General features: G+C 33.9%; 22 protein-coding genes. 8 read left to right on the forward strand and 14 right to left on the reverse strand.

The window, feature by feature from the left end; translation table 11 throughout:
• The first annotated feature begins 6 nt into the window (after positions 1-6).
• The 3 genes from ACYQ0O_RS05405 to ACYQ0O_RS05415 all read left to right on the forward strand — a co-directional run bounded on the left by ACYQ0O_RS05405 (position 7) and on the right by ACYQ0O_RS05415 (position 2,746).
• Complete coding sequence (locus tag ACYQ0O_RS05405; RefSeq protein ID WP_459891357.1) at positions 7-183, forward strand: hypothetical protein; 177 nt, start codon at positions 7-9, stop codon at positions 181-183.
• A 63-nt stretch (positions 184-246) separates the two neighbouring features.
• A complete protein-coding gene (locus ACYQ0O_RS05410) occupies positions 247-1,839 on the forward strand; it encodes a B12-binding domain-containing radical SAM protein (protein ID WP_459891359.1) in 1,593 nt (530 codons plus the stop codon).
• Between the two features lie 85 nt (positions 1,840-1,924).
• Positions 1,925-2,746, forward strand: a complete 822-nt coding sequence (locus ACYQ0O_RS05415) for a cytidylate kinase-like family protein (RefSeq protein WP_459891361.1) — start codon at positions 1,925-1,927, stop codon at positions 2,744-2,746.
• Positions 2,747-2,783: 37 nt separating this feature from the next.
• On the opposite strand, the gene htpG is transcribed toward ACYQ0O_RS05415, so the two are convergent.
• The 12 genes from htpG to ACYQ0O_RS05475 form a co-directional block, all read right to left on the reverse strand.
• On the reverse strand, positions 2,784-4,655 hold the full coding sequence (gene htpG / locus ACYQ0O_RS05420) for a molecular chaperone HtpG (RefSeq protein ID WP_459891363.1): 1,872 nt from the start codon (positions 4,653-4,655) through the stop codon (positions 2,784-2,786).
• A gap of 332 nt (positions 4,656-4,987) precedes the next feature.
• Positions 4,988-6,343 (reverse strand): FAD-dependent oxidoreductase, encoded by a 1,356-nt coding sequence (locus ACYQ0O_RS05425; protein WP_459891365.1) that lies wholly within the window; start codon positions 6,341-6,343, stop codon positions 4,988-4,990.
• Positions 6,344-6,674: 331 nt separating this feature from the next.
• Complete coding sequence (locus ACYQ0O_RS05430; protein WP_459891367.1) at positions 6,675-7,175, reverse strand: plasmid pRiA4b ORF-3 family protein; 501 nt, start codon at positions 7,173-7,175, stop codon at positions 6,675-6,677.
• A gap of 119 nt (positions 7,176-7,294) precedes the next feature.
• A complete protein-coding gene (locus ACYQ0O_RS05435) occupies positions 7,295-7,660 on the reverse strand; it encodes a DUF5615 family PIN-like protein (protein ID WP_075068418.1) in 366 nt (121 codons plus the stop codon).
• Between the two features lie 2 nt (positions 7,661-7,662).
• Positions 7,663-7,908, reverse strand: a complete 246-nt coding sequence (locus tag ACYQ0O_RS05440) for a DUF433 domain-containing protein (RefSeq protein WP_075068419.1) — start codon at positions 7,906-7,908, stop codon at positions 7,663-7,665.
• A gap of 310 nt (positions 7,909-8,218) precedes the next feature.
• Positions 8,219-9,484, reverse strand: coding sequence for a tetratricopeptide repeat protein (locus tag ACYQ0O_RS05445; protein ID WP_459891370.1), 1,266 nt, complete (start codon positions 9,482-9,484; stop codon positions 8,219-8,221).
• Between the two features lie 4 nt (positions 9,485-9,488).
• Entirely contained in the window at positions 9,489-10,151 is a 663-nt protein-coding gene (locus ACYQ0O_RS05450; RefSeq protein WP_459891372.1) for an energy transducer TonB, read from the reverse strand.
• A gap of 3 nt (positions 10,152-10,154) precedes the next feature.
• Positions 10,155-10,571 carry an ExbD/TolR family protein gene (locus ACYQ0O_RS05455; protein ID WP_459891374.1) on the reverse strand — a complete coding sequence of 139 codons (417 nt, stop codon included), beginning with the start codon at positions 10,569-10,571 and terminating at the stop codon, positions 10,155-10,157.
• A gap of 3 nt (positions 10,572-10,574) precedes the next feature.
• Positions 10,575-11,186, reverse strand: coding sequence for a MotA/TolQ/ExbB proton channel family protein (locus tag ACYQ0O_RS05460; protein ID WP_459891377.1), 612 nt, complete (start codon positions 11,184-11,186; stop codon positions 10,575-10,577).
• A 6-nt stretch (positions 11,187-11,192) separates the two neighbouring features.
• Complete coding sequence (locus ACYQ0O_RS05465) at positions 11,193-12,617, reverse strand: MotA/TolQ/ExbB proton channel family protein (protein ID WP_459891379.1); 1,425 nt, start codon at positions 12,615-12,617, stop codon at positions 11,193-11,195.
• Positions 12,607-13,377: a DUF3450 domain-containing protein gene (locus ACYQ0O_RS05470; RefSeq protein ID WP_459891382.1), complete on the reverse strand. Its 771-nt coding sequence runs from the start codon at positions 13,375-13,377 to the stop codon at positions 12,607-12,609. The genes ACYQ0O_RS05465 and ACYQ0O_RS05470 overlap by 11 nt, the downstream gene beginning before the upstream one ends.
• Before the next feature lie 155 nt (positions 13,378-13,532).
• The gene (locus tag ACYQ0O_RS05475; protein WP_459891384.1) at positions 13,533-14,003 is read right to left on the reverse strand and encodes an HAD family hydrolase; all 471 of its coding nucleotides are present in this window, start codon (positions 14,001-14,003) and stop codon (positions 13,533-13,535) included.
• A 231-nt stretch (positions 14,004-14,234) separates the two neighbouring features.
• On the opposite strand from ACYQ0O_RS05475, the gene ACYQ0O_RS05480 reads away from it, so the two are divergent.
• The 3 genes from ACYQ0O_RS05480 (at position 14,235) to ACYQ0O_RS05490 (ending at position 16,576) form a co-directional block, all read left to right on the forward strand.
• Positions 14,235-14,987, forward strand: a complete 753-nt coding sequence (locus ACYQ0O_RS05480; protein ID WP_459891386.1) for a uracil-DNA glycosylase — start codon at positions 14,235-14,237, stop codon at positions 14,985-14,987.
• A gap of 7 nt (positions 14,988-14,994) precedes the next feature.
• Complete coding sequence (locus tag ACYQ0O_RS05485) at positions 14,995-15,633, forward strand: MBL fold metallo-hydrolase (RefSeq protein WP_075068428.1); 639 nt, start codon at positions 14,995-14,997, stop codon at positions 15,631-15,633.
• A 70-nt stretch (positions 15,634-15,703) separates the two neighbouring features.
• Entirely contained in the window at positions 15,704-16,576 is an 873-nt protein-coding gene (locus ACYQ0O_RS05490) for a carboxymuconolactone decarboxylase family protein (RefSeq protein ID WP_459891388.1), read from the forward strand.
• A gap of 71 nt (positions 16,577-16,647) precedes the next feature.
• Here ACYQ0O_RS05490 and ACYQ0O_RS05495 read toward each other — a convergent pair whose 3' ends face one another.
• Positions 16,648-17,004: a hypothetical protein gene (locus ACYQ0O_RS05495; RefSeq protein WP_459891390.1), complete on the reverse strand. Its 357-nt coding sequence runs from the start codon at positions 17,002-17,004 to the stop codon at positions 16,648-16,650.
• Positions 17,001-17,624: a TetR/AcrR family transcriptional regulator gene (locus ACYQ0O_RS05500; protein WP_459891392.1), complete on the reverse strand. Its 624-nt coding sequence runs from the start codon at positions 17,622-17,624 to the stop codon at positions 17,001-17,003. Before ACYQ0O_RS05500 ends, ACYQ0O_RS05495 begins: the two co-directional genes overlap by 4 nt.
• Before the next feature lie 265 nt (positions 17,625-17,889).
• Between ACYQ0O_RS05500 and ACYQ0O_RS05505 the strand changes: the two genes are divergently transcribed.
• Complete coding sequence (locus tag ACYQ0O_RS05505; RefSeq protein ID WP_459891394.1) at positions 17,890-20,394, forward strand: methyl-accepting chemotaxis protein; 2,505 nt, start codon at positions 17,890-17,892, stop codon at positions 20,392-20,394.
• A gap of 123 nt (positions 20,395-20,517) precedes the next feature.
• Positions 20,518-20,682 carry a hypothetical protein gene (locus ACYQ0O_RS05510; protein ID WP_459891396.1) on the forward strand — a complete coding sequence of 55 codons (165 nt, stop codon included), beginning with the start codon at positions 20,518-20,520 and terminating at the stop codon, positions 20,680-20,682.
• Positions 20,683-20,891 lie beyond the last annotated feature (209 nt).

The following is a 20,891-nucleotide window of genomic DNA, read 5'->3' on the forward strand; positions in this document are numbered from 1 at the left end:
TTAGATATGGAGGAAAAAAGAGAAAAAGATCAGACACCCAAGTACACATGTAGAGAATACAGGGAAGAGATGACTTTAATTGGACTAAGAAAAATGCTGGAGAAAAAAGATTTGAGTCCAGAGGAGAGGAAAGAGATTGAAAAACAGATTGAGCAGCTAGAGGAGAAAATGGGGCTTTTGTAAATTAACCCAGGTTTATTAAAATAATAAACTCGGGCTAAGGAAAATATAAGTTAGGAGTAAGTTATGAAAGTAGCGTTAATATGCCCGCCATATCCCCTGGAGGAATACCCATCTCCACCACTTGGAATTTCATACGTAGCAGCAGTGTTAGAAGAGATAGGGGCACAGGTAGAAATCTGGGATTTTATTGTTCAAAAGTATACAAAAAACAAACTTGAGAGATTTATGGAAGAGTTTAGACCAGATGTTGTAGGTGCCACTGCTGTTACAATGAATTTTTTGTCTGCTCAAAAGATTTTGAGAGATGTAAAGAAAATAAATGACCAAGTCATCACAATGATGGGTGGTCCCCATGTATCCTTTGATATTGAAAATACCCTGAATCTATATCCCCACATTGATCTCATTGTGGTTGGAGAAGGTGAGATTACATTAAAGGAATTAATGGAAGATATAAAAAATAGAAAAAGCTGGGAAAATATAAGGGGAATTGCATATAGAGAGAGAAATTCACAAATAAAAATAAATTCAAAAAGGGAACTCATGGAAGATCTTGCAGACCTTCCCTTACCGGCCAGACATCTACTGCCTTTATCAAAATATCTGGCATTGGGATTTCCTGTTAGTATCACAACAAGCAGAGGGTGTCCAAATAGGTGTATTTTTTGTCAGGGTCGAAGGCTACTTGGTTTAAAACCCAGATACCGCCCCTTAAATAGCGTAGTATCAGAAATTGAGTATCTCATCTCCTTGGGATTTGAGAGGATAAACTTTGCAGATGATTTTTTCACTTCAAATAAAAACCGGGTTATCTCCCTATGTAGGGAAATAGAGAAAAGAAATATGGAATTTTCATGGAGTGGTTTTGTTAGGGTAGATTCCATTGACAGAGAACTCCTAAAAAAAATGAAAGATGCTGGATGTGATACTGTGAGTTTTGGGGTGGAGTCTGGAAATGAAGAGATGTTAAAGAGGATTAGAAAGAGGATTAAGATTTCCCAGGTCAAAGAGGCAGCACGGATTTGTAGAGAAGTGGGCATGAAGTGTCTTGCCTCTTTTATTGTTGGTCTTCCTGGAGAAAGTCATGAGACACTCAAGGATACTGAAAAATTGGCAAAGGAACTTGAAGAGCTAGGTATAGAATATGGCTATCATATGCTGGCACCTTTTCCCGGGACAACAATAAGAGAAGAGATAGATAAATATGATCTCAAGATATTATCAGATAATTGGGACGATTATGATGCAAACAGGCCCATTGTTGCAACCTCTCATCTTGGACCTGAAGATATAAAAAATTTCGTAAAAAAATATGAGGACAAATTAAGGATACTGAAAGAAGAGACCCAAGAAAAATATATCCAGGGGAAGTTGAGTGAGTTAGATAAATTTCACTTTGAAGGTATGATGAGGACAGAGGTTATCTTTGATTTGCTACAAAATGATATAATTGAGGAATTTCCAACAGTGTCAGATGAAAATAGAGATCCAGTGGTGGAACTCTCTAAAAAAATTTCTGAGACAACAAAAAAGGATCAGTCTTTTGTTGAATACATAATAAATGATCTTACAAAAAAAGGGTATTTAACCTGTGTCAAATCTCCAGGTGGCTATAAATGGATGTGGTCAGATAACACGTCTCTTATAAAAAATTAATTTTTCCACTTGATAGTTTTAAAAAACTAGTTAATATTAAGATATTATTCTTAAACTAAATTTTTAGATAATAGGAGGTGGGATTATGCCTGTTGTAACAATATCCAGGGGAACTTACTCCAAGGGCAAAGAAATTGCAGAAAAATTAGCCGAAAAGTTGGGATATGAATGTATATCCAGAGATATAATTATCGAGGCGTCCAAAGAATTTAATATACCTGAAGTAAAGTTAATCAGAGCCCTGCATGATGCTCCCTCTGTGTTAGATAGGTTCACCTATGGGAAAGAAAGATATATAGCCTATATTAGATATGCTTTATTGGATTATGTACGGAAGGATAACGTGGTGTATCATGGACTAGCAGGTCATTTTTTCCTGCAGGGAATTCCCCATGTCTTAAAAGTAAGAATTATAGCCAATATGGAAGATAGGGTCAAAGAAGAGATGAAACGGGCCAATATATCAGCAGATGAGGCAAGAAAAATACTTAAAAAAGACGATGATGAAAGGAGAAAGTGGGCATTGGCGCTATATGGCATAGATACCAATGATTGTAAACTATATGATGTAGTCTTTCATATTGATACACTTAAGGTGGATGATGTGGTGGATTTGTTGGAAGAGACAGTTAAGAGACCGTGTTTTCAACCAACTGACTTGTCGAGAAAGATATTGGAATACAGGTATATTGAGTCCAGGATTGTAGCAAAACTCGTTGATGAGTATCCACAGATAACAACAAGTTATGATAATGGTAAGGCCTATATTTCCCTTAAGGCAAATCCCCATAAAGAGGATGTTATTAAAAAGAATATACAAGAGATACTAAAGAAAGATAAGATGCTAAAAGACATTGATTTTGAGGTACACATAACTCCCACAAAAAAGGCATATATCCCCGACTAAAAGTATGGGTCAGGTTTCCCTGACCCATATCTTTATTTTATCCTGCAAGATTTTTTAGATACCACTTTGAGGCCTTGTCTATGATCTTATAAGACCTTTTTGCGAGATTATTTACATCTGGAACATAGCCATTTTGCAATAGAGCAGTTTCATATAGATGGTTAATAATATCTTCTACAAAATCGTCTTTTGATTCATTTGATACTATTTTTGATAGGTCTTTTATTAACTCACTTTCTGGATTTATCTCTAATATTTGTTTTGGGATAGAAGTATCTTTAGTTATTAACTGAATTATTTTTTGCATCTGGGAGCTAATATTTCCATCTGGACTAACCAGACAAACAGGGGTCTTAATCAGTCTATTTGTGGTCCTGACATCTACTACCTTATCCTTTAAAACTTCCTTTATCTTTTTTATGAGATTTTCAATTTCTTTTGAATCTTCTCCCTGTCTTAGTTTATCATCTTTTTTGATTTTATTTATATCTGCATGCTCAACTGCTTTAAATTTTTTGCCTTTATATTCAGATATGGCCTGTAAGATAAACTCATCTATTGGTTCATATAAATATAAAACTTCAATTTCTTCTTCTTTGAATGGTTCTAGATATGGGCTGTTTTCAATGGATTTCCTGTCATTTCCAGAAATATAGTAAATTTCTTCCTGATCTTTTTTCATGTTCTCTATGTATTCATCTAAAGAGATCAATCCATCTTCATCTTTTGTCCTTGATGAGTTAAATCTAATCAATTTGGAAAATTGTTCCCTGTTCTGAAAATCAGTATATCCAAGCTTAAATACCTTGCCATGTTCTCTCCAGAATACGTTGTACCTTTCTTTGTCATTTTTGGCTATATCTTCTAATTTTTTTAAGACCTGCTTTGTAATAAGAGAATTTATTTTTTGAATAACTCTGTTTTCCTGAATTGCTTCTCTGGATAGGTTTAAAGGTAGGTCTGAGCTGTCCACAACACCTTTTAAAAAGCCAAGATAATTTGGTATAAGGTCTTTATTTTTTTTCTGTATAAGCACTCTGTTTACGTATAAATCAAGTCCATATTCTTCTGTAAAGGTCTCAAACACAACTGTAGATTTTTTGGGGATAAATACTATGGAGCTAAATTGCACAGGGGCATCAACTGATATATGCAAATAATCTAAGGGTTCTTCTGGGTCATGTGTGAGGAACTTGTAGAATTCGTCATATTGTTCTTTTTTAATTTTAAATTTTGGTTCCTTCCAGAGTGCTGGTATGGTATTTACCTTTTCTCCGTCAACATAGATTGGAAATGCAATGAAGTTTGAGTGGGTTTTGATTATTGATTTTAACTTCTCTTTTCCCAGAAAATAGGTGGAGTCATCTTTTAAATAAATTTTTATTTCTGTTCCCCTGCCAATGTCTTCATTTAACTCTTCCACTTCAAATGATCCCATACCATCTGATTTCCATAAAACTGGTTTTGCTTTTGGATCAAAGGATCTTGTCTTTATCTCAACTTCCTTTGCAACCATAAATACAGAGTAAAAACCAACTCCAAATCTGCCTATAATATTTTCTGCCTTATCTTTTTCTGAGGAGATTTGTCTTATAAATTCTTCTGTTCCAGATTTGGCTATGGTTCCTAAATTGGTTATGACCTCATCCTTTGTCATTCCAATGCCAGTATCCTTGATGGTAAGAACCTTGTTTTTGTTATCAGTGGTTATCTGTATCTCTAGGGGTAAATCCTTTTGATATACATCTTCTCCTTGGGTGAGTTTGAACCTTACCTTGTCCAGGGCATCTGATGCATTTGATACTAATTCCCGTAAAAATATCTCCTTATTTGTATAAATGGAATTGATGATAATATCTAAAAGTTTTTTGGTCTCAGCCTGAAATTCAAATACTTCACCTTTTAACATGACTTCCTCCTATTTTTTTATCTTGCCATCAAATGTATAACAAGATCTGTTACAAAAATTTTATTTTATAACACAACTGGAAAACTAGGAAAGGGGATTATTTTTTAGCCCCTGGGATGAACTTCAATAAGGGCCTGTAGTACTCCTTTTTACAAAAGTCACATGACCCATCTTTGCTATCTTATAACATATAGAATAAAGTAGAAAAAAAGGGTGTCAAGGCAGGATATAAGGAAAGAGTAAAAGGAAACGTAAGGTTAGTTTACTTAACCCAGGTTTATCAAAAAGATAAACCTGGGTTATCAAGTACTGGGCAAGTAAAGAATTTTAAGTTATAGTTTCTTAAACTTAAAATGTGCATCTCCTGCTGCCCTTACCACGTGGTAGGCAATGGGAGAGCCTGTAAGTAATGGATGAGTAGCTACTTGTATAAAATATAAGTCATCTACTGTGAGGCCTGCCTGGATTGCTGTTGAGATAATATTTACCATCTCTGCAGTAGAATCTCCTCCAAGTACATGTCCGCCAATTATTTTTTTATCTTTTTTGTTAAAAAGAAGTATTGCCTTCATGTCCTTAAATGTGTTTGGCAAGGAAGCTGGATGTTTATCTGGACCTACAAATTCACCCTTTACGTATTCAATGTTTTCCGCCTTACACCCATGCTGGGTTAGGCCTGCAGCACCTATGGCAATATCTCCAATTTTTGTGGAAAAGGCACCTACTGCTCCTCTATTTTTTACATTTTCTCCCAACAAATTATTGGCAGCAATAATGCCTTCATATGCTGCAACAGACGCAAGTCTAATTCCACATGGTTTTTTAGTTATAAAAGAAAACTTTGCCGCACAATCCCCTGCAGCATATACATCTTCAACTCTGGTTTTCATATATTCGTCAACTTCAATCCCTGCTCTTCTGTCGCATGGAATTTTGCACTTTTCAGCAAGGAGGACATTTGGGGCAGCACCAACTCCCATAATCACAATATCAGCATCTATGGATTCTCCGCTCTTTAATATTACCTTCTCCACCTTTTCATTTCCTTCTAATCTGGTTACCTGGGAGCTCGTCTTTAGGTTAATATTTAATTTTTTTAATTCTTCTTCAGCCCTAATACAAAATTCTTCTTCAAGGGCAGCCATTAGGCAGTGAGGTAACATCTCAACTATGGTAATATTTGCATTTTTGCCTTTGAGTACAGCTATCTGCTCAGCCATTTCCACGCCAATAAAACCACCGCCTATTATAACCACATTCTTTGCATGTTTAATTCTTTCATTGATTAGGTCTAAGTGTTCAGGCTCTTTTTTTATTGTAAATACGTTTCTCAGATTGATCCCTTCAATTGGAGGGACAAAGGGTATGGATCCTGTGGCCAATAGTAATTTGTCATATTTTAGCTTTTCATTGCCATTATATGAGATTTCATGATCTTTGGTGTCAATCTGAGTTACCTCAGCTACTTTTATATCAAGTCCCAAGGATATAAATGGATCATCTGGAATTAAGTCTTTAGTTACTTCTTTTAATGTTCCATAAATATAAGGAATTCCACATGGAACTGGCGTTTTTGTTGCCTTTCTAAATAAAACTACCTTTGTTTCTGGGGCCCTCATTTTTAAAGTAAGGGCAGCGGCCAGTCCTGCAGCAGATGCTCCCACTATTGCTATGTCTGTTTTCTGCATATACGCCTCCTCGTTTAAAGTATTTTTCTGGGGGTAAGTATATTCAAATAGTATACCAAAAAAATATTGTCTTAATCACAAGGATTGAGTTTTTTTATCTGGGGGTTTTGTGTAAAATTAACGTTAACTGTTAACTTAACTCGAGTTTGGTAAAATCTACAGGAAAATGTTAAAAAATAGTTGTTTTATTTCTGTAACTTATTGGAATAATAGAATTGATTTTTTAAAAAAAACTTTATTGTAATAGATAATAATATTGAGATGTAGAATCATTGTAATGTTCCCAAAAAAGCGAAGCGTATCGTGTCCAATCCAAAAGTTTTTGGTGCTCCTAGTGAGCGGGGTCTTTTATAACTTCCAAAAGTTCTTTGTATCCCCAGATGCCTCTACAATCTTCAGGCGGACATGCCCTTCTCCCTTTGATGCACACAGGGTAATTAATACTATTTTTTCTCGGGAGTATTTTTTCCAATTGTACCTTGTGTTCCCAACCATCACCAAAATCATAGATATAATTTGCTACTGGATTTTCTTCTGAAAAATAGTCGGCTATTTTTTGTTTCCATTCTAGAAGAACTTCTCTGTAAAAGTCCTCATCTGGACTTCCTATCCTCACCTTTAGCCCAGTTGAAGGATTTATTATTTCAAATTCATGGAGATGATAATCTTCCCACCCCATAGCGTCCTGAATGGCAACATGTAGATCCCAAAAAGTATAGGTTTCTGGGACCTGTATCCGTCGCCAAATGGGTGGTCTAATACCTTTTAGAGTAATCTTAAACTGATACACTTGATTGAACTTCTTTTTTATTGTGAATTCTCCTGTTATCAAATATGGATAGATCTATGTGTATAAAACATTTTCCCAATTAGACAGGCAAATTTCACCTTACGTTCTGAGCGTATCTGAAGTCCGCCGAAGCCAGATATGCCCTGTTATGCGTCGTTGCCTCATGGTTTACCTTTACTTTCTTCAACAATGCGGACAGTTTCCTCGGTCGCGATTATAAAATTATTGACAAGTTTGTCAGAGTAGTACTCTAATACCCGCTGTAATACAGCAATTTTATTCTCAGACCTTTCATCTTCTAATCGCAAGAGGATTACACCTTTGTGTGGTTTTCTCATGCGGAATACAAGTTCGCCAAAATCTTTATCATTGGTAACCAAGATATAATTCTCAAAGTTTGCCTTGTCGATAATGCCCTCATCATCTAATCCCCTAGCCTCATCATAAACAGAAAATACATCATGATGTAATCTTTGCAGCCATTTAGCAACTGCAGGACCCGTGCATTCATCAACGAGAAAACGCATGTCTAAACCGCCTCTACTAAAGGCATAAATGTGGTGTCCTCAAGTGTTTCAGAAGCGTACAACAAACAGGCTAAAATATCTTCCTTTGTTAATCCGTGGTATTCTTGGAGAATCTCATCAATGGTTGCTCCATGTGCTAATAGATTCAAAATGTACTGTACGGTTAACCGCGTGCCTCTAATGACTGGTTTTCCCACCATGATTTTAGGGTTTAATATAATGCGTTCAAGTAATTGCTTTTGCTTCATTTTCCCCTCCTGTTATAATGTATGTCATCCTACCATTCTTTTCATATAAAATTTTGCCTTACTCCTTCCCATATACGCATTGCGGATATACCTCCATATTGGAGTGATATCTGCAATATTGACATATACATCCCTTTGGGAGAAATCATACTCCTACCTTCTTATGCAGTCTATCAAGTGGACTCTTAATTTGCAAGGCTGGTTATGCTTACATGGGTATAAATTTCAGTTGTAATACCACTCTTACATCATTTATCCTTGCTTTCCTGAACGCCTGCCTGAAAATCAGAGATATTGTTTGATTAATGGGCTATTTATAACAGGAGTTCGCTTTGTCTGACAATGCTGTAAGTAGGCTGTTTGCGTATTTTTTTAATTTTTTATCTCTGGAAATCTTTTTCAAATATTTTTTTGCCAGGTCATATTTTTTTAAGTAATATGCACAGTATGCAGCCATAAGATATGAATTGGAGGGATTTTTTGCTAATTTAGCAGCAATTAAAAATGATTTAAGTGCATCATTAAATTTTTTTAGATTGTATAAGATCTCTCCTTTTAAATAGTATGTATTATATGTCTTTTGGGTTTTAGTTGCCTTTTCAACCCAATAAAAGGCCTTTTTAAAATTATCCATCCTTATATAACACCTTGCCAGTATTAGATAGATGTCTTTGTATCTACCCGCCTGTATTTGCTCATAAAATTTAACTGCCTCTTTTGGGATATTAAGTTGTAAGAATAAATCTGCCATAAGTTTTTTTTCTTCTTCTGAATAAGGCTCTAAGTATCCCTTAATTATGACAGCTGTGAGGGCATCTTTGTATTTGTTTTCATATAAGTACACATTTAATAGATATTTCCATAACCTTACGTTTGCAGGGCTATTTTCTATTAAACTAGTTAAGTAACTCTCTGCAGTTTTAAATTGTTTTAACAATAAATAGAGTTGTATTCTCAATTCCTGGTACTGAGATTTGTCTTTTATTGGCAAATTAGATAGATATATTAAATAATTAAGGGCTTGTTTATATTTTTTCAGTGAAAGTAAAACATTTACATATGTCTTTATCCAATCTACTTTGTTCTTAGTAGATATTAATCTGTTTAATATGGTGTATGCCTTAAATTTATCACCAGAAAGATAAAGGCAAACTGCTTCATTGTATAGATATTCGTTATTTTTAGATGTATTATAGGATAATTTAAAGTATCTTGCTGCTTCAATGTATTTATTTTTTGCATAATAGCAAGATGCAAGTATGGGATATATGCTTTTATCTTTTATACCTTTTTTTATGATAGATTCTAATATGGATATTGCTCTATCATAATTTTTCTTCATCATATAAGCATTTGATAGGTAAATATATACCTGTGGGTGGATATCCTTATGTGTATTTGTGAATTTTTCAATCAAGTTTATGGCATCGTTATACTTTTTATTCTTTATATATAAAAAGGCCTTATTTAATACTCTTATTTCTCCTAAAGATAGGTCCCTGCTATGTACTTTGATTGGAATTAATAAAGACAAAAATAATAAGAAAGTAAAGATTACTAATCTAAGTCTATTCATATTTCTATTTTTCAAGTCTATATTGTATTTTGGTTTCAACTATGACCTTTACAGGCTCTTTGTCCACAGTAGGTGGTTTAAATCTCCATTTTAAAATGGCATCTTTTGTACTTTTTTCAAAAATTCCCTTAGGTTTTGCATCTAGAATTTCTATATTTGAAGTATGACCATCCTCATTTACTACAAATTTTACCTTTACCCAACCTTCAATACCAAGCATCCTTGCCCTCATTGGATAGAGGGGTTTTAGTCTAATTACCGGGATTAGGGGTGAGTCCAATTCTGATAGAGAGTACATTCCTTTTACTTTGGGTGGAGGCGATATTATTGGTTTAGGATAAATGTTTATACCTACATTAGATGGGAGTTTTAGGTTTATTTTAAAGGGCAGGTGAGATATTTTTTTAGGGATATTTTGTTGAAAATCCATTTTTACTTTTATGGTTTTAGGCTGGTTTTTAATTTTTTGTTCTTTAGGTTTGTTTGTATTGAGTGTCTTTGTTTTTGCTCTTATTTTTATCATGTCAATTGATGGGATGTAGGTGGGATAGTTTTTATTTTCAGGTCTTTTGGAGACCATAAGACACATAAGATATAGGGAAGCAATGTTTAATAGAGCAGCCATTAAGGCTGCTATAACCCAGGGGGGGGGGTATTTTGTTCTCATTTTTTACTCTTGGGGTATCTGGGCTGCCAGGGCTATATTTTTTGCCCCAGCCAGTTTGCACGCATCCATTACCTTTATCACAAGACCGGTTTCACTCTTCTCATCTGCCACTATTATAATTGAACTATCTGGATTTTCTGCAAGGGCCCTTTCCACATTGGCCTCAATTGACCTTGGGTCCATCTCCCTTTTATCCATAAATATACGCCCATCTTTTGTTACACCAATTAATATGCTTGCCTTTTTTTTGAGGGTGGCAGATGCTGCAACAGGTCTGTTTATCTCTACTCCTGTTTCTTTTTGAAAACTGGTTGTTACCAAGAAAAATATGAGTAAGATAAAGATCATGTCTATTAAGGGCGCCATATCTATGTCTAAAGATTTTTTTTGAGCCCTTCTTGCTCCGGTAATATTTAACATAAACTAGACTCCATTTGTTAATAATCTCCTTAAATACATACCAGTTATGGATGCCTTTTTTTTGAGTCTCCTGGCCCTTGTGTGTAAGAAGTTACTCATATATATACCTGGAATTGCGATAAAAAGTCCTGTTTGTGTGGTGATTAAGGCTTCAGAAATCCCACTAGCCAGTGCCTTTACATTTCCAGTTCCAAAAATAGCAATCACAAAAAAGGTCTTTATCATTCCAATTGTGGTCCCAAGTAGCCCAAGAAGGGGGGACATGGTTGCCAGAACAGATATGATTTCCAGTCTCTTATCTAAGAGGTGGACAACTCTTACAACTGCTTCATCTATCATATGTGGTGTAAGTCTTTTATTTCTTTTTTTTATAATAATTTCATGTATTAATAGATCTGTTACTGAACTATTTAGTGTAAGTTCTTTATTTTCCTCTTTTATTATTTCTTTTAATTCTTTTTTTGTTATACCTCTTGCATAGAGCCTTTTGAATACAATGAGCCTTTCAATTATGAGTACCCACATTATAAGAGATACAAATATCAGGGGATACATTACAATTCCCCCTTTTGTTATATATTCAAGTATTGGGTAAAATATGTTGTAAAAATCCATATTGGGTTAATTTTTGTTTGAGAAAATTGTATTTACCAGGCTAATAGCATTTTCTTCCATGGAAGATATATAGTTTTCAACCATCCTAGTTAGTATTGTGTGGAAAAACATAATAGGTATAGCAACTGAAAGACCAAGCATTGTGGTGACCAGGGCTTCTGATATCCCTCCTGACATGAGTTTTGGATCTGATGTCCCAAAGTATGTGATAACATGAAATGTATTGATCATCCCTGTAACAGTTCCGAGCAGTCCAAGTAGTGGAGCTATTTTTGCTAGCATCCCTAATGTGGATAAGAATCTTTCCAACTTAGGAATATTTTTTAAGATCTCTTCCTGTAATATGTTCTCAATTCCTTCCCTGGATAAATTTCTATTGATTATGGCCTTAAGCATGATGTTGGGGAGCACTTTTTGTTTTAAGTTGCTGCATAAATCCTGTGCCATATCCCATTTCCCCTTTACAATTAGATCTTCTAATTTTTCCATAAATGGATTGGGATCAATGTATTTTCTTTTAAGGGTATAGAATCTCTCTAATATTAAGATAAGGGATGCAAAACCAATAAATAATATTGGCCATACAAGCGGGCCTCCACTTAATATCTTTTCCCAAAGATCCACTTCATATGAGAATTCTCTAATGGCTCCACCTTTTGATATATCCACAGGTGCAAGTTCGCTTTTTCCATGCAGGTAATCTCTTATCTGCCTTTTTATGAGATATGGAGCTGGTTTTGATAAGGCAAAAAAACGCTGGGATTTATCAGAATAGAGGAGAAAACCAGAATCATTATCTGTTTTATACATCTGGGTAAAAGGACCAATAAACAAAATTTCCCCTTGTTTTTCATTTCCTTTTCTATCAATAAATACTCCTTTTTTTATGCTCACTTCAGAAGAATTTAATATCTCGTCAAACAAAAGCTCTGCCATATTTTTTATCTCTTTCATCCCTGGAAATTGAGATTTGTCTAAAATTGGCTTTATTAATCTTTCCCTGTGTTTTTTTATTGCGCTATATGGGCTTTGTTTTAGTATAGTTTCCAGGTCCTTTGCATTTATCCTTATCTGTCCGACAAGTTCCTTAATGTCAGATGTGTTTTTTTCAAAAATGGATAAAAGGAGTTCATGTTCTTTTTCAAGGTGTTGTATGTCCTGCTTTAGGTTTTGAGATTCTTTTTCTTGCTCTTTTTTCTTTTGTTCAAGTTTTTTTATCAATAAAAGTAATTTAGTCTTATTGTTTTTAATTTTGTTGAGTGTATCCACATATTCCTCTTTGGCTTTATTTAATTCCATATGAGATTTTTTTAAAATAAATCTTTTTTGTTCATCTATATTTTTCATATTAACTCTTACATCAGAGGAAAATACATTGGTAGAATAGAGGACAATAAAAAATACAAGTGTTATTCTAAGGTTATTTTGCATATCTATTCTCCACTTTTCCCAATGGTAGTCTAACTATTTCAACAGGTCTTTTTTTGCTTGCAATTTCAATTGCAATATCTATATCTCTACCCAGACTAGATCTAATTGGGATCCATCTTGAATTGGTTATATCATACATGGCATATTGTTTTTTGTCTGGAGACTGAAAAAATAGGGAAATTCTGCCAAATCTAAATATATTTCCAACTATTTCTTTCCCTTCAAGGTTTATTCTGTCTTTATAAACCTCAGTGGTCCTTCCATATTGTTCTTCAATAAAAAGTGTTTCCATTGTTTTTCTGTATTTTTCAGAAATAGGTATTGTGTCATCATCCAATACTTTTCTTAAGTGGTTTAACCTACTGAGCCTTTCTTCTTTTAAAAATGGCAGATCAATCTGGATGAATTTATAAATCCTATCATATATTGAATTCAAAAATGGCATAATATCCTTTGAAATCTCCCCAGCCTTTTCTATTTCTAGATTTAGCTTTTTTATGGAGTTTTGCAGATAATTTTTCTGTTTTCTTAAATTAATATTTTGATATTCCAGCAGCTTTATCTCTTCTTTTAGGTCTTTGATCTTATCAATTAGCCTGGATCTTTCCTCTCTCCATTTATCTTCTTCAACTTGAGTTTTTTTCTTGATATCAATTGATTTTTTTACATTGATCTGAGCCTGTTTTACAAGATCCCTTGCAAAAGAAGCTGAAGATAGACAAAGCACCAAAATCATGGGCCAAAAAATTTTTGGTATCATGTTTTCCCCTTTAATAAAAATTGTTTTGAATATATGAGTAATACTTTTTTGTTTTTAGTGCAACCTTTAACACATTAAAAACTAAAATTTTGTAAAAATGCAAAGACTTAGCCAGGTTTTGATAGACTTGGGTTAGGAAGATCCAGGGAATTTTTTTAAATTCTCAGGGTTGCTTTGAGTCTTAAGGGGGATAATATAAGGTCCAGGCCATCTAATATGTTGTTTACAACTATTTTACTCTCAAAAAGGGTCTTGGAATAAGCCCCTTCTTTTTGTATAACTGCTATGCCAAGGGCTGCGTTTTTTAGCATGAGAAAGTCATTTGCCCCATTTCCAAAACATATACATCTGTGGCATCCAAGTTCAGTAATATAGTTTAGTTTTTCCTCATCCTGGGCGTTTGGCCCAATTATGTGGACAATAAAGTCAGTATCTGAGAATTGAGATTTTACATTACCACGTGTATCAGCTGTTAAGATGTGTATTGTTAGATTCTTTGAGATCTTTTTTAGGCGTTCCTTGACTCCAGAGATTATTTTTCCGTCTATTGCTATGGTTCCATTAAAATCTAATACCAGGTGCTCTAGGATAATAGGTTTTCTTCCTGGGATTTGGATCTTTAACATAGTGCCTCCTCTTATTTATGAAATTTTTACCCTGCATACATCAACCTTGAAAAAGATTCAAATATCAACATTTAGTATGGATTTATTCTCAATGAAATTGCTTTAATATAAATTTTGATTCTTGAATAAATAAAAATTTTATTTAAATATGTACACAAAGAGAGATTTTTTTAGTTTGTGTGTCTATTTTTTTTGTTTACCTATAAAATCAATCCAATAAAGTATGTTGCCATGGAAATGGAAAAGCTAAATAAGAGTATAAAAAAATGTAAGAGATGCAGGCTGTTTAAAACTAGAACTAATGTTCTTTGTGGTGAGGGGAATATTCTTGCAAGGATTATGTTAATTGCCCAAGCACCTGGTAAAAATGAAGATAAAGAAGGAAGAATGTTCATTGGACCTTCAGGTAAGGTGTTGGATGAATTACTAAATTCAGCAAAAATAACCAGGTCAGATATTTATATGACAAATCTCATAAAATGTATGCTTCCAAAAAATAGAAGGCCTAAACAGGATGAGATTGAAAGTTGCAGTTATTATCTAACTAAAGAGATAGATTTGATAAATCCTGAAATTTTAGTCCCTTTAGGTTATTATGCAACAAGGTATATTTTTAAAAGATATGCTATGCCACTCCCTGGAAAAAAGGAATTTTTTGAACTCTGTGGCAAGCTTTTCTGGACGGGAGATAAAAAGATATTTCCCTTGCCTCATCCTGCTACTGTGCTTTATGATCCATCTCGTAGAGAGGATTTATTAAAAAAATATAGAAAATTAAAGATATTATCTACAGAGTGTAAATGGTATTTGGTGTGTCCCATGAAGAAATTTTATGAACATGGAGATCTAGACCGCAAGTGGATAGAGCTATACTGCAAAGGTGATTGGGAAAACTGTGTTCGCTATCAAATGGAAGAAAAAGGGATATTTCATCCAGATTGGATGTTACCTAATGGAACAGAAGACGAAAACTTAAAAAATTAAATAAAAAATGAAACTCACTATTATTTATGACAATACTACCATAAGTCCTGCTCTTAGGGCTGACTGGGGATTTTCAGCACTTGTGGAATCCAGAGGAAGGAAGATCCTTTTTGACACTGGTGCAGATGGGAAAATTTTACTCTCAAATATGGAACGACTTGCAATTGATCCAAAAGAAATAACAGATGTATTTATTTCCCATCTTCACTGGGATCACACAGGAGGTCTTTTAGATCTTATTGAAATAAATAACCAGGTAAATGTATGGTTACCATCTCCCTTTTGGAAAATTAAAGGTGCGAAAAATATCTTTCATCTAAAAAGACCCACTAAACTCTATGATGGGATTTATTCCACAGGTGAGATAGATAAAGTAGAGCAGTCTCTTTGTGTGAAGACAAACAAGGGAATTATAATTATTGTTGGCTGTTCTCACCCAAGGATGGAGCATATTATAGCAGTTGCATCTCAATTTGGAGAACCCTATGGAATTATAGGGGGTCTTCATGGAACTAGGCCACAGAGTTTACAAGGTCTTTCTTTTATTTGTGCTACCCATTGCACGCAACATAAATCAGAAATAATGTCTATCTATCCTGAACATTATATTAAAGGAGGGGCGGGAAAGATAATAGAGATTGAATAATTATATTGACATAAATTTTTTTTGAGGTAATTATAACTAACAAGTTAGTTATAAAAAAGGAGGTGTAAAAATGAAGGCCTTGGTCTTATATCAATCTAATACAGGCAATACTGAGAAGGTGACTTATGCCATTATTGATGCTTTAAAACAAGAGGGGGTAACATGTGAGAGAAAAAAGGTCACCAAGGATATGGATGTTGATCTATATGGATACGACCTTGTATTTTTAGGGACACCTGTGATTCAGATGCTTCCATGTAAACCAGTATTGGATTTTATTGGTGTCCAGCTTGCTCATCATAGAAAAAAGGGAAACATCATTCCAAAGTCTCCTAAAATACCTGGTAAATATGCTGTGTGTTATGTGACATATTCAGGGCCCCACACAGGAATAAGAGAAGCCATACCAGCTATAAAATATATGGAACAGTTTTTTGAACATCTTAGATTCTCAGTCTTAGGAGAATGGTATATTGTTGGAGAATTCCATAAAAATGAAGAATTGGCCACAAAGGGTTGCCTTGGAAATATAAAAGGTCGTCCAAATGAAGAGGATTTATTGGATGTAAAAAGTAAGGTGGGAAATGTGTTAAAAAAGATTAAGTTACTTAGTGAAGGCAAAAAAGAGATTGATATGGATTTTGTTCCAGGTGCCTTGAGATTTATGTCCGAGAAAAATGAGTTTTTACAAAAATTTAAGGGATTGATTGATACACAAACAAGAGTGAGTTCACTTGATAAATTTACCCAGATACTTATTAAAATCGCACTTTCAGTTAGTTATAAATGTAGTGATTGTCTAAAATTCCATATAATTGAAGCTCTGAAAAATGGAGTAACAGATATAGAGATAAAAGATGCAATCTTTTGTGGAGCAATTATGGGAGGCCCTCCCTATCTTTCATTTGCATATGAGGTATTACAAGAATTAAATTTAATCTAATATTAAAACCATACCCCCCGTCTGGGACATTATTTTTTGGTCCCGGCGGGGTATATAAACCATATAACAATTTATTTATCAAATAAAGTATAACATACCTTATCTTCCACCTTACAGGCCCTTGCCAGTTCCATGTGTCTTAAGGATGCAAAATTGGCTTTGAATTCATTTTCATCTATTCCAAGATGTTGACAGATCTCTTCTGCAGTTATAGGACCTTTTTGATGTAAAATATCCAATATTTTTTGTTGTATTGGAGTTAGGTTTTCCTTTTTTTTGAATCCTTTTGCAGCGTGTACTGCCCATGGATCACATGTTTTTGGGGTGGAAATAAAATCTAGATAACAATCTTCACATAGTTTTTTGCCTGCATATTCATATATCTCTTCTTCTGGATTTAGGATAGCTCCACATTTTTCACATTTCATTTCTCATCCCTCCTTTTTATTCCATTTAATATTGATATTATTCCTGTTTTTATTATATCCATAACTTCATTTTTTTCTAATTTATCCTGTAATGTGATTTTTTCTAAAAGTACATACATAACCATTGATGAAAAACAGAGTGCAATATGATGGGCATCTATATTTTTGAATTTTCCTTTTGCAATTCCCTGTACAATGTAGTCTTCAATCACTTTTAGACCTTTTAATCTTCTATTTTGAAAATGGTATCTATATATTTCTGGCTTTTCTAACATACTAAATAAAATAAGTTTTAATAATAAAGAATCTTTTTTTGTCATATTATTGTAAATATGTTCAGCATAGGACAAAAATACCCCCAGGTCGTCTTGTTTTTGGATATAACCAATTAAATTTACATCTTTTTCCATTGGATGGTCTTTAAATACTTCTATTAAAAGTTCTTTGTAAATATTTTCCTTGTTTCCAAAAAGCTGAATTACAAGAGCTCTACTTACACCAGCACCTTTTGCTATTTCATCAAGGGTGGTGCCTGCAAATCCCTTTTTTGCACAAAGTTCTTTTACTTTTGAGATGATCTGGTTTCTTCTTTCCTTTGCGCTTAACCTTTTTTTTCCCATAAATTATTCCTCTAAAAATAACTAACCTGTTAGTTATAAACATAATTAAAAAGATAAGTGTAGTCAATCCTCTACTGCCCTGAGTTTATCATTTTGATAAATTCAAGTTGAATATCTGAAGCCTCAAAGATGGGATGTAAGAGATGTTTAAGTCGATAAAAATATATTCTTATCTCAGATATTGATTTTTTTGAATCACCACTGTATATTTGTTGCCTTGCCAAAATGGTCTATACTTACTATTGTTCATCGTAGGAGGGCGATTATGTTTAAAAATTTGAAGATCAGGACTAAGTTGCTAGCAGGTTTTTTAATTGTGGCATTAGTTCTTTTGTTTGTGGGGTTGTTGGGATGGAACAATATCCGTATTGTTTCAGATGAAAGTAACGAGCTAACTTCCAAGCATATGCCTTTAATGGACCACCTTGAGAGGATTAATACTTCGTTATTTATGCTAGAAAAATCAGTTATGACCTTGCTGATTCCAGGTCTTACTGAAGAAGACATGGAAAATGAAATCAGGGAAATTAAAAAGGCTCAAAAAGTGAGATTGGAAGAATTTAACGGGGCTCTTGAACACTTAGATAATAATGGGAAGGAAAAAAATCTATATCAATCTTTAAAAAAATCCATGAGAAAATATGATAAGAACGTTTCTAAATTTTTATCCCTGATTAAAGACCTGGAAAAGTCAGGTGTAGCGGATCCAAAGGATCTTTTAATTAATATCGAAAAGTTTCAAGTAGAGCATTATAGATTGATTTCTGAAGCATCTTATATGCTATATACAAAAAAAATTTTTAAGGGTGGAGATGATTATAAGGATTGCATGTTATTTAAATGGTTGAAAAGTCATAAATTTAAGGATAAAGACTTGCAGAATCTTTTTGATACAATAGTGCAACTTGATAAAAGATTTCATTATGTTATAAAAAAGATGAAACAGGCTGTTAAACAAAATAATTTTCAATTGTCAAATGAATTATATGGACAACTTCAATTTGCTTCTAAGTATTTATTTTCTCATTTTGATAAAGCAGTACAATATATTATGAGACTTCAGGATGCTTATGATATAGCAAATAACATGGCTACCTTTGAGCTTAAGGATTCTCAGGATGAGACTCACAATATTTTACTCAAGTTTATAAATTATTTGAATAAAAAAGTAGAATATAAGGTTGAAAAATCTGTTAAACAGGCAGCCTTTTTAAATAGAGTCTCTTTGATCTCGACCATAGCAGGCATATGTGTGGCTTTGATGCTGGGAGTATTCCTCTCTTTTTATATAACAAGGCCATTAAAAAGGGCTGTTGAATTTGCAAAAGAGGTATCAAAGGGAATATTTGATAATACAATAGAGGTTGACTCCAAGGATGAACTGGGAGAGTTGACTATTTCTTTAAATAACCTTGCACGTACTGTTAAGGATATTTTAAATGAATTCAAACAGGTAATTGAAAAGATAGGGTTGGGTTATTTAGATTATAGGGCTGATGTAGGGGAAAAACAGGGATATTTTAGAGAATTTGTTGAAGGTGTTAACAATATGGTGGATACCTTTGAAAATATGCTAAATAAGATGCCCATTATTGTGTCTATAATGGATAAGGAATTAAATCTTAGATACATAAATAATTCAGGTCTTAAGCTGATAAATAGAGAACTTAACCACATTAGGTCTAAAAAGTGTTTTGAGTTATTTCCAACTCCACATTGTAATACAGAGAATTGTGCATGCGTGACTTCCATGAAAAAGAAAGATAGGGTAGTATCAGAAACAACTCTGGATATTTCAGGGAATAAGATGGACATCAGTTATATTGGAAGTCCATTAATGGATAAAAATGGCAATATATACGGGGTCATGGAAATTATAATTGACGAGACTAAAATAAAAAATATGTACAGGACATTACAGTCTGCTGTGGATGAGGCTACAAGTATATCTTCAAATTTGGCAGAAGCTGCCTCTCTACTTGGAATGCAGGCAGAAGAGATTGAGGAAAATACATCTGAGCAGAGGGCAAAGATGTCTGAGATTGCAATTTCTATGTCAGAGATGAAATCCACTGTTTCGGATATCTCTAATAACATCTCTCAGACTGCTATTTCTGCTGAGGATACAAGAAAGATGGTAGAAGAGGGCACAGATGCGGTGGTAAGGTCATTTAAATTGCTGGAGCAAGTCCAGGAAGAGTCCAGTAAATTAATGGAAGATATGGTCAATATGAAATCCCATGCAGATGGGATTAGTGATATAATGAATACTATCATTGAGATAGCAGACCAGACAAATCTTCTGGCATTAAATGCTGCAATAGAGGCTGCAAGGGCAGGAGAGGCAGGAAAGGGATTTGCAGTTGTTGCAGATGAAGTCAGAAAATTGGCAGAAAAGACAATGGCTGCGACCCAGCAAGTGAAAACCTTTATTGAAAAGATACAGAGTGCTACCAACAAGAATGTACAGTCTACCCAGGCAGTTAATGATAGCGTTGTGGAAAATATGGAACTTGCCAATGCAGCAAAAGACGTGTTTCAAAAAGTGCGAGAGCTTGCCATTAACACCACAGATCAGATTAGAAATATTGCTACTGCAGCTGAACAACAGGCTGCTACTACTGATGAGATAGCAAACGCAGTAGATAATCTAAATACAATTACCCAGGAAAATGCAGATGCAATTTCTAAGTCAGTTGAGGCTATTTCTGAAGTGAATGAACTTTCAAATAAATTAAATGATGTAATTGCAACCATGCAACATGCATAATTTTGTGTAAAGAGCGAATAGATGGTAATATGAAGAACATCAAAGGGTATGGAAAAAAAAGATAGAGGTTCCGTATAGGGAACCTCTGCGAAAAACTCACTCCAAAACAAAAGGAGTAAAATAATGAATAAAGAGACGTTTAATAATAACATAAGAGTAGTTTTTGATATTAGCACCATGGGTATTAATTTTATCAATAGGCACAAAAACATTATCTCCATAAAGTTCAAAAAGTTTTTCAAAAGCAGGAAAATAGTTCAGCCACTTTATCAGCTCTGCCCAAATTAACAATAGTCTTATGCCTAACCTTATTGTCTTTGGTTCTAGAAGACTGAACGATTCTAAGATATTCAAAATCCTTTACCTTAGATATTTTTAAAAACATCCCCACCTCCCATGTTTGACTTCAATAAAATACTATCAATATAGGTATATGAAGCAAATAACTAACTATAAGAATATAAAATTTAGGACTACAAAAAATCTTGTGTTTTTAA

The sequence above is a fragment of the Desulfothermus okinawensis JCM 13304 genome (genome assembly GCF_054654515.1).

Bases quoted from the DNA above. Each gene is read 5' to 3' on its own strand.
- ACYQ0O_RS05405 (WP_459891357.1), top strand. From the start codon at position 7: ATGGAGGAAAAAAGAGAAAAAGATCAGACACCCAAGTACACATGTAGA.
- ACYQ0O_RS05410 (WP_459891359.1), top strand. From the start codon at position 247: ATGAAAGTAGCGTTAATATGCCCGCCATATCCCCTGGAGGAATACCCA.
- ACYQ0O_RS05415 (WP_459891361.1), top strand. From the start codon at position 1,925: ATGCCTGTTGTAACAATATCCAGGGGAACTTACTCCAAGGGCAAAGAA.
- htpG (WP_459891363.1), bottom strand. From the start codon at position 4,655: ATGTTAAAAGGTGAAGTATTTGAATTTCAGGCTGAGACCAAAAAACTT.
- ACYQ0O_RS05425 (WP_459891365.1), bottom strand. From the start codon at position 6,343: ATGCAGAAAACAGACATAGCAATAGTGGGAGCATCTGCTGCAGGACTG.
- ACYQ0O_RS05435 (WP_075068418.1), bottom strand. From the start codon at position 7,660: ATGCGTTTTCTCGTTGATGAATGCACGGGTCCTGCAGTTGCTAAATGG.
- ACYQ0O_RS05440 (WP_075068419.1), bottom strand. From the start codon at position 7,908: ATGAAGCAAAAGCAATTACTTGAACGCATTATATTAAACCCTAAAATC.
- ACYQ0O_RS05445 (WP_459891370.1), bottom strand. From the start codon at position 9,484: ATGAATAGACTTAGATTAGTAATCTTTACTTTCTTATTATTTTTGTCT.
- ACYQ0O_RS05450 (WP_459891372.1), bottom strand. From the start codon at position 10,151: ATGAGAACAAAATACCCCCCCCCCTGGGTTATAGCAGCCTTAATGGCT.
- ACYQ0O_RS05455 (WP_459891374.1), bottom strand. From the start codon at position 10,571: ATGTTAAATATTACCGGAGCAAGAAGGGCTCAAAAAAAATCTTTAGAC.
- ACYQ0O_RS05460 (WP_459891377.1), bottom strand. From the start codon at position 11,186: ATGGATTTTTACAACATATTTTACCCAATACTTGAATATATAACAAAA.
- ACYQ0O_RS05465 (WP_459891379.1), bottom strand. From the start codon at position 12,617: ATGCAAAATAACCTTAGAATAACACTTGTATTTTTTATTGTCCTCTAT.
- ACYQ0O_RS05470 (WP_459891382.1), bottom strand. From the start codon at position 13,377: ATGATACCAAAAATTTTTTGGCCCATGATTTTGGTGCTTTGTCTATCT.
- ACYQ0O_RS05475 (WP_459891384.1), bottom strand. From the start codon at position 14,003: ATGTTAAAGATCCAAATCCCAGGAAGAAAACCTATTATCCTAGAGCAC.
- ACYQ0O_RS05480 (WP_459891386.1), top strand. From the start codon at position 14,235: ATGGAAATGGAAAAGCTAAATAAGAGTATAAAAAAATGTAAGAGATGC.
- ACYQ0O_RS05485 (WP_075068428.1), top strand. From the start codon at position 14,995: ATGAAACTCACTATTATTTATGACAATACTACCATAAGTCCTGCTCTT.
- ACYQ0O_RS05490 (WP_459891388.1), top strand. From the start codon at position 15,704: ATGAAGGCCTTGGTCTTATATCAATCTAATACAGGCAATACTGAGAAG.
- ACYQ0O_RS05495 (WP_459891390.1), bottom strand. From the start codon at position 17,004: ATGAAATGTGAAAAATGTGGAGCTATCCTAAATCCAGAAGAAGAGATA.
- ACYQ0O_RS05500 (WP_459891392.1), bottom strand. From the start codon at position 17,624: ATGGGAAAAAAAAGGTTAAGCGCAAAGGAAAGAAGAAACCAGATCATC.
- ACYQ0O_RS05505 (WP_459891394.1), top strand. From the start codon at position 17,890: ATGTTTAAAAATTTGAAGATCAGGACTAAGTTGCTAGCAGGTTTTTTA.
- ACYQ0O_RS05510 (WP_459891396.1), top strand. From the start codon at position 20,518: ATGAATAAAGAGACGTTTAATAATAACATAAGAGTAGTTTTTGATATT.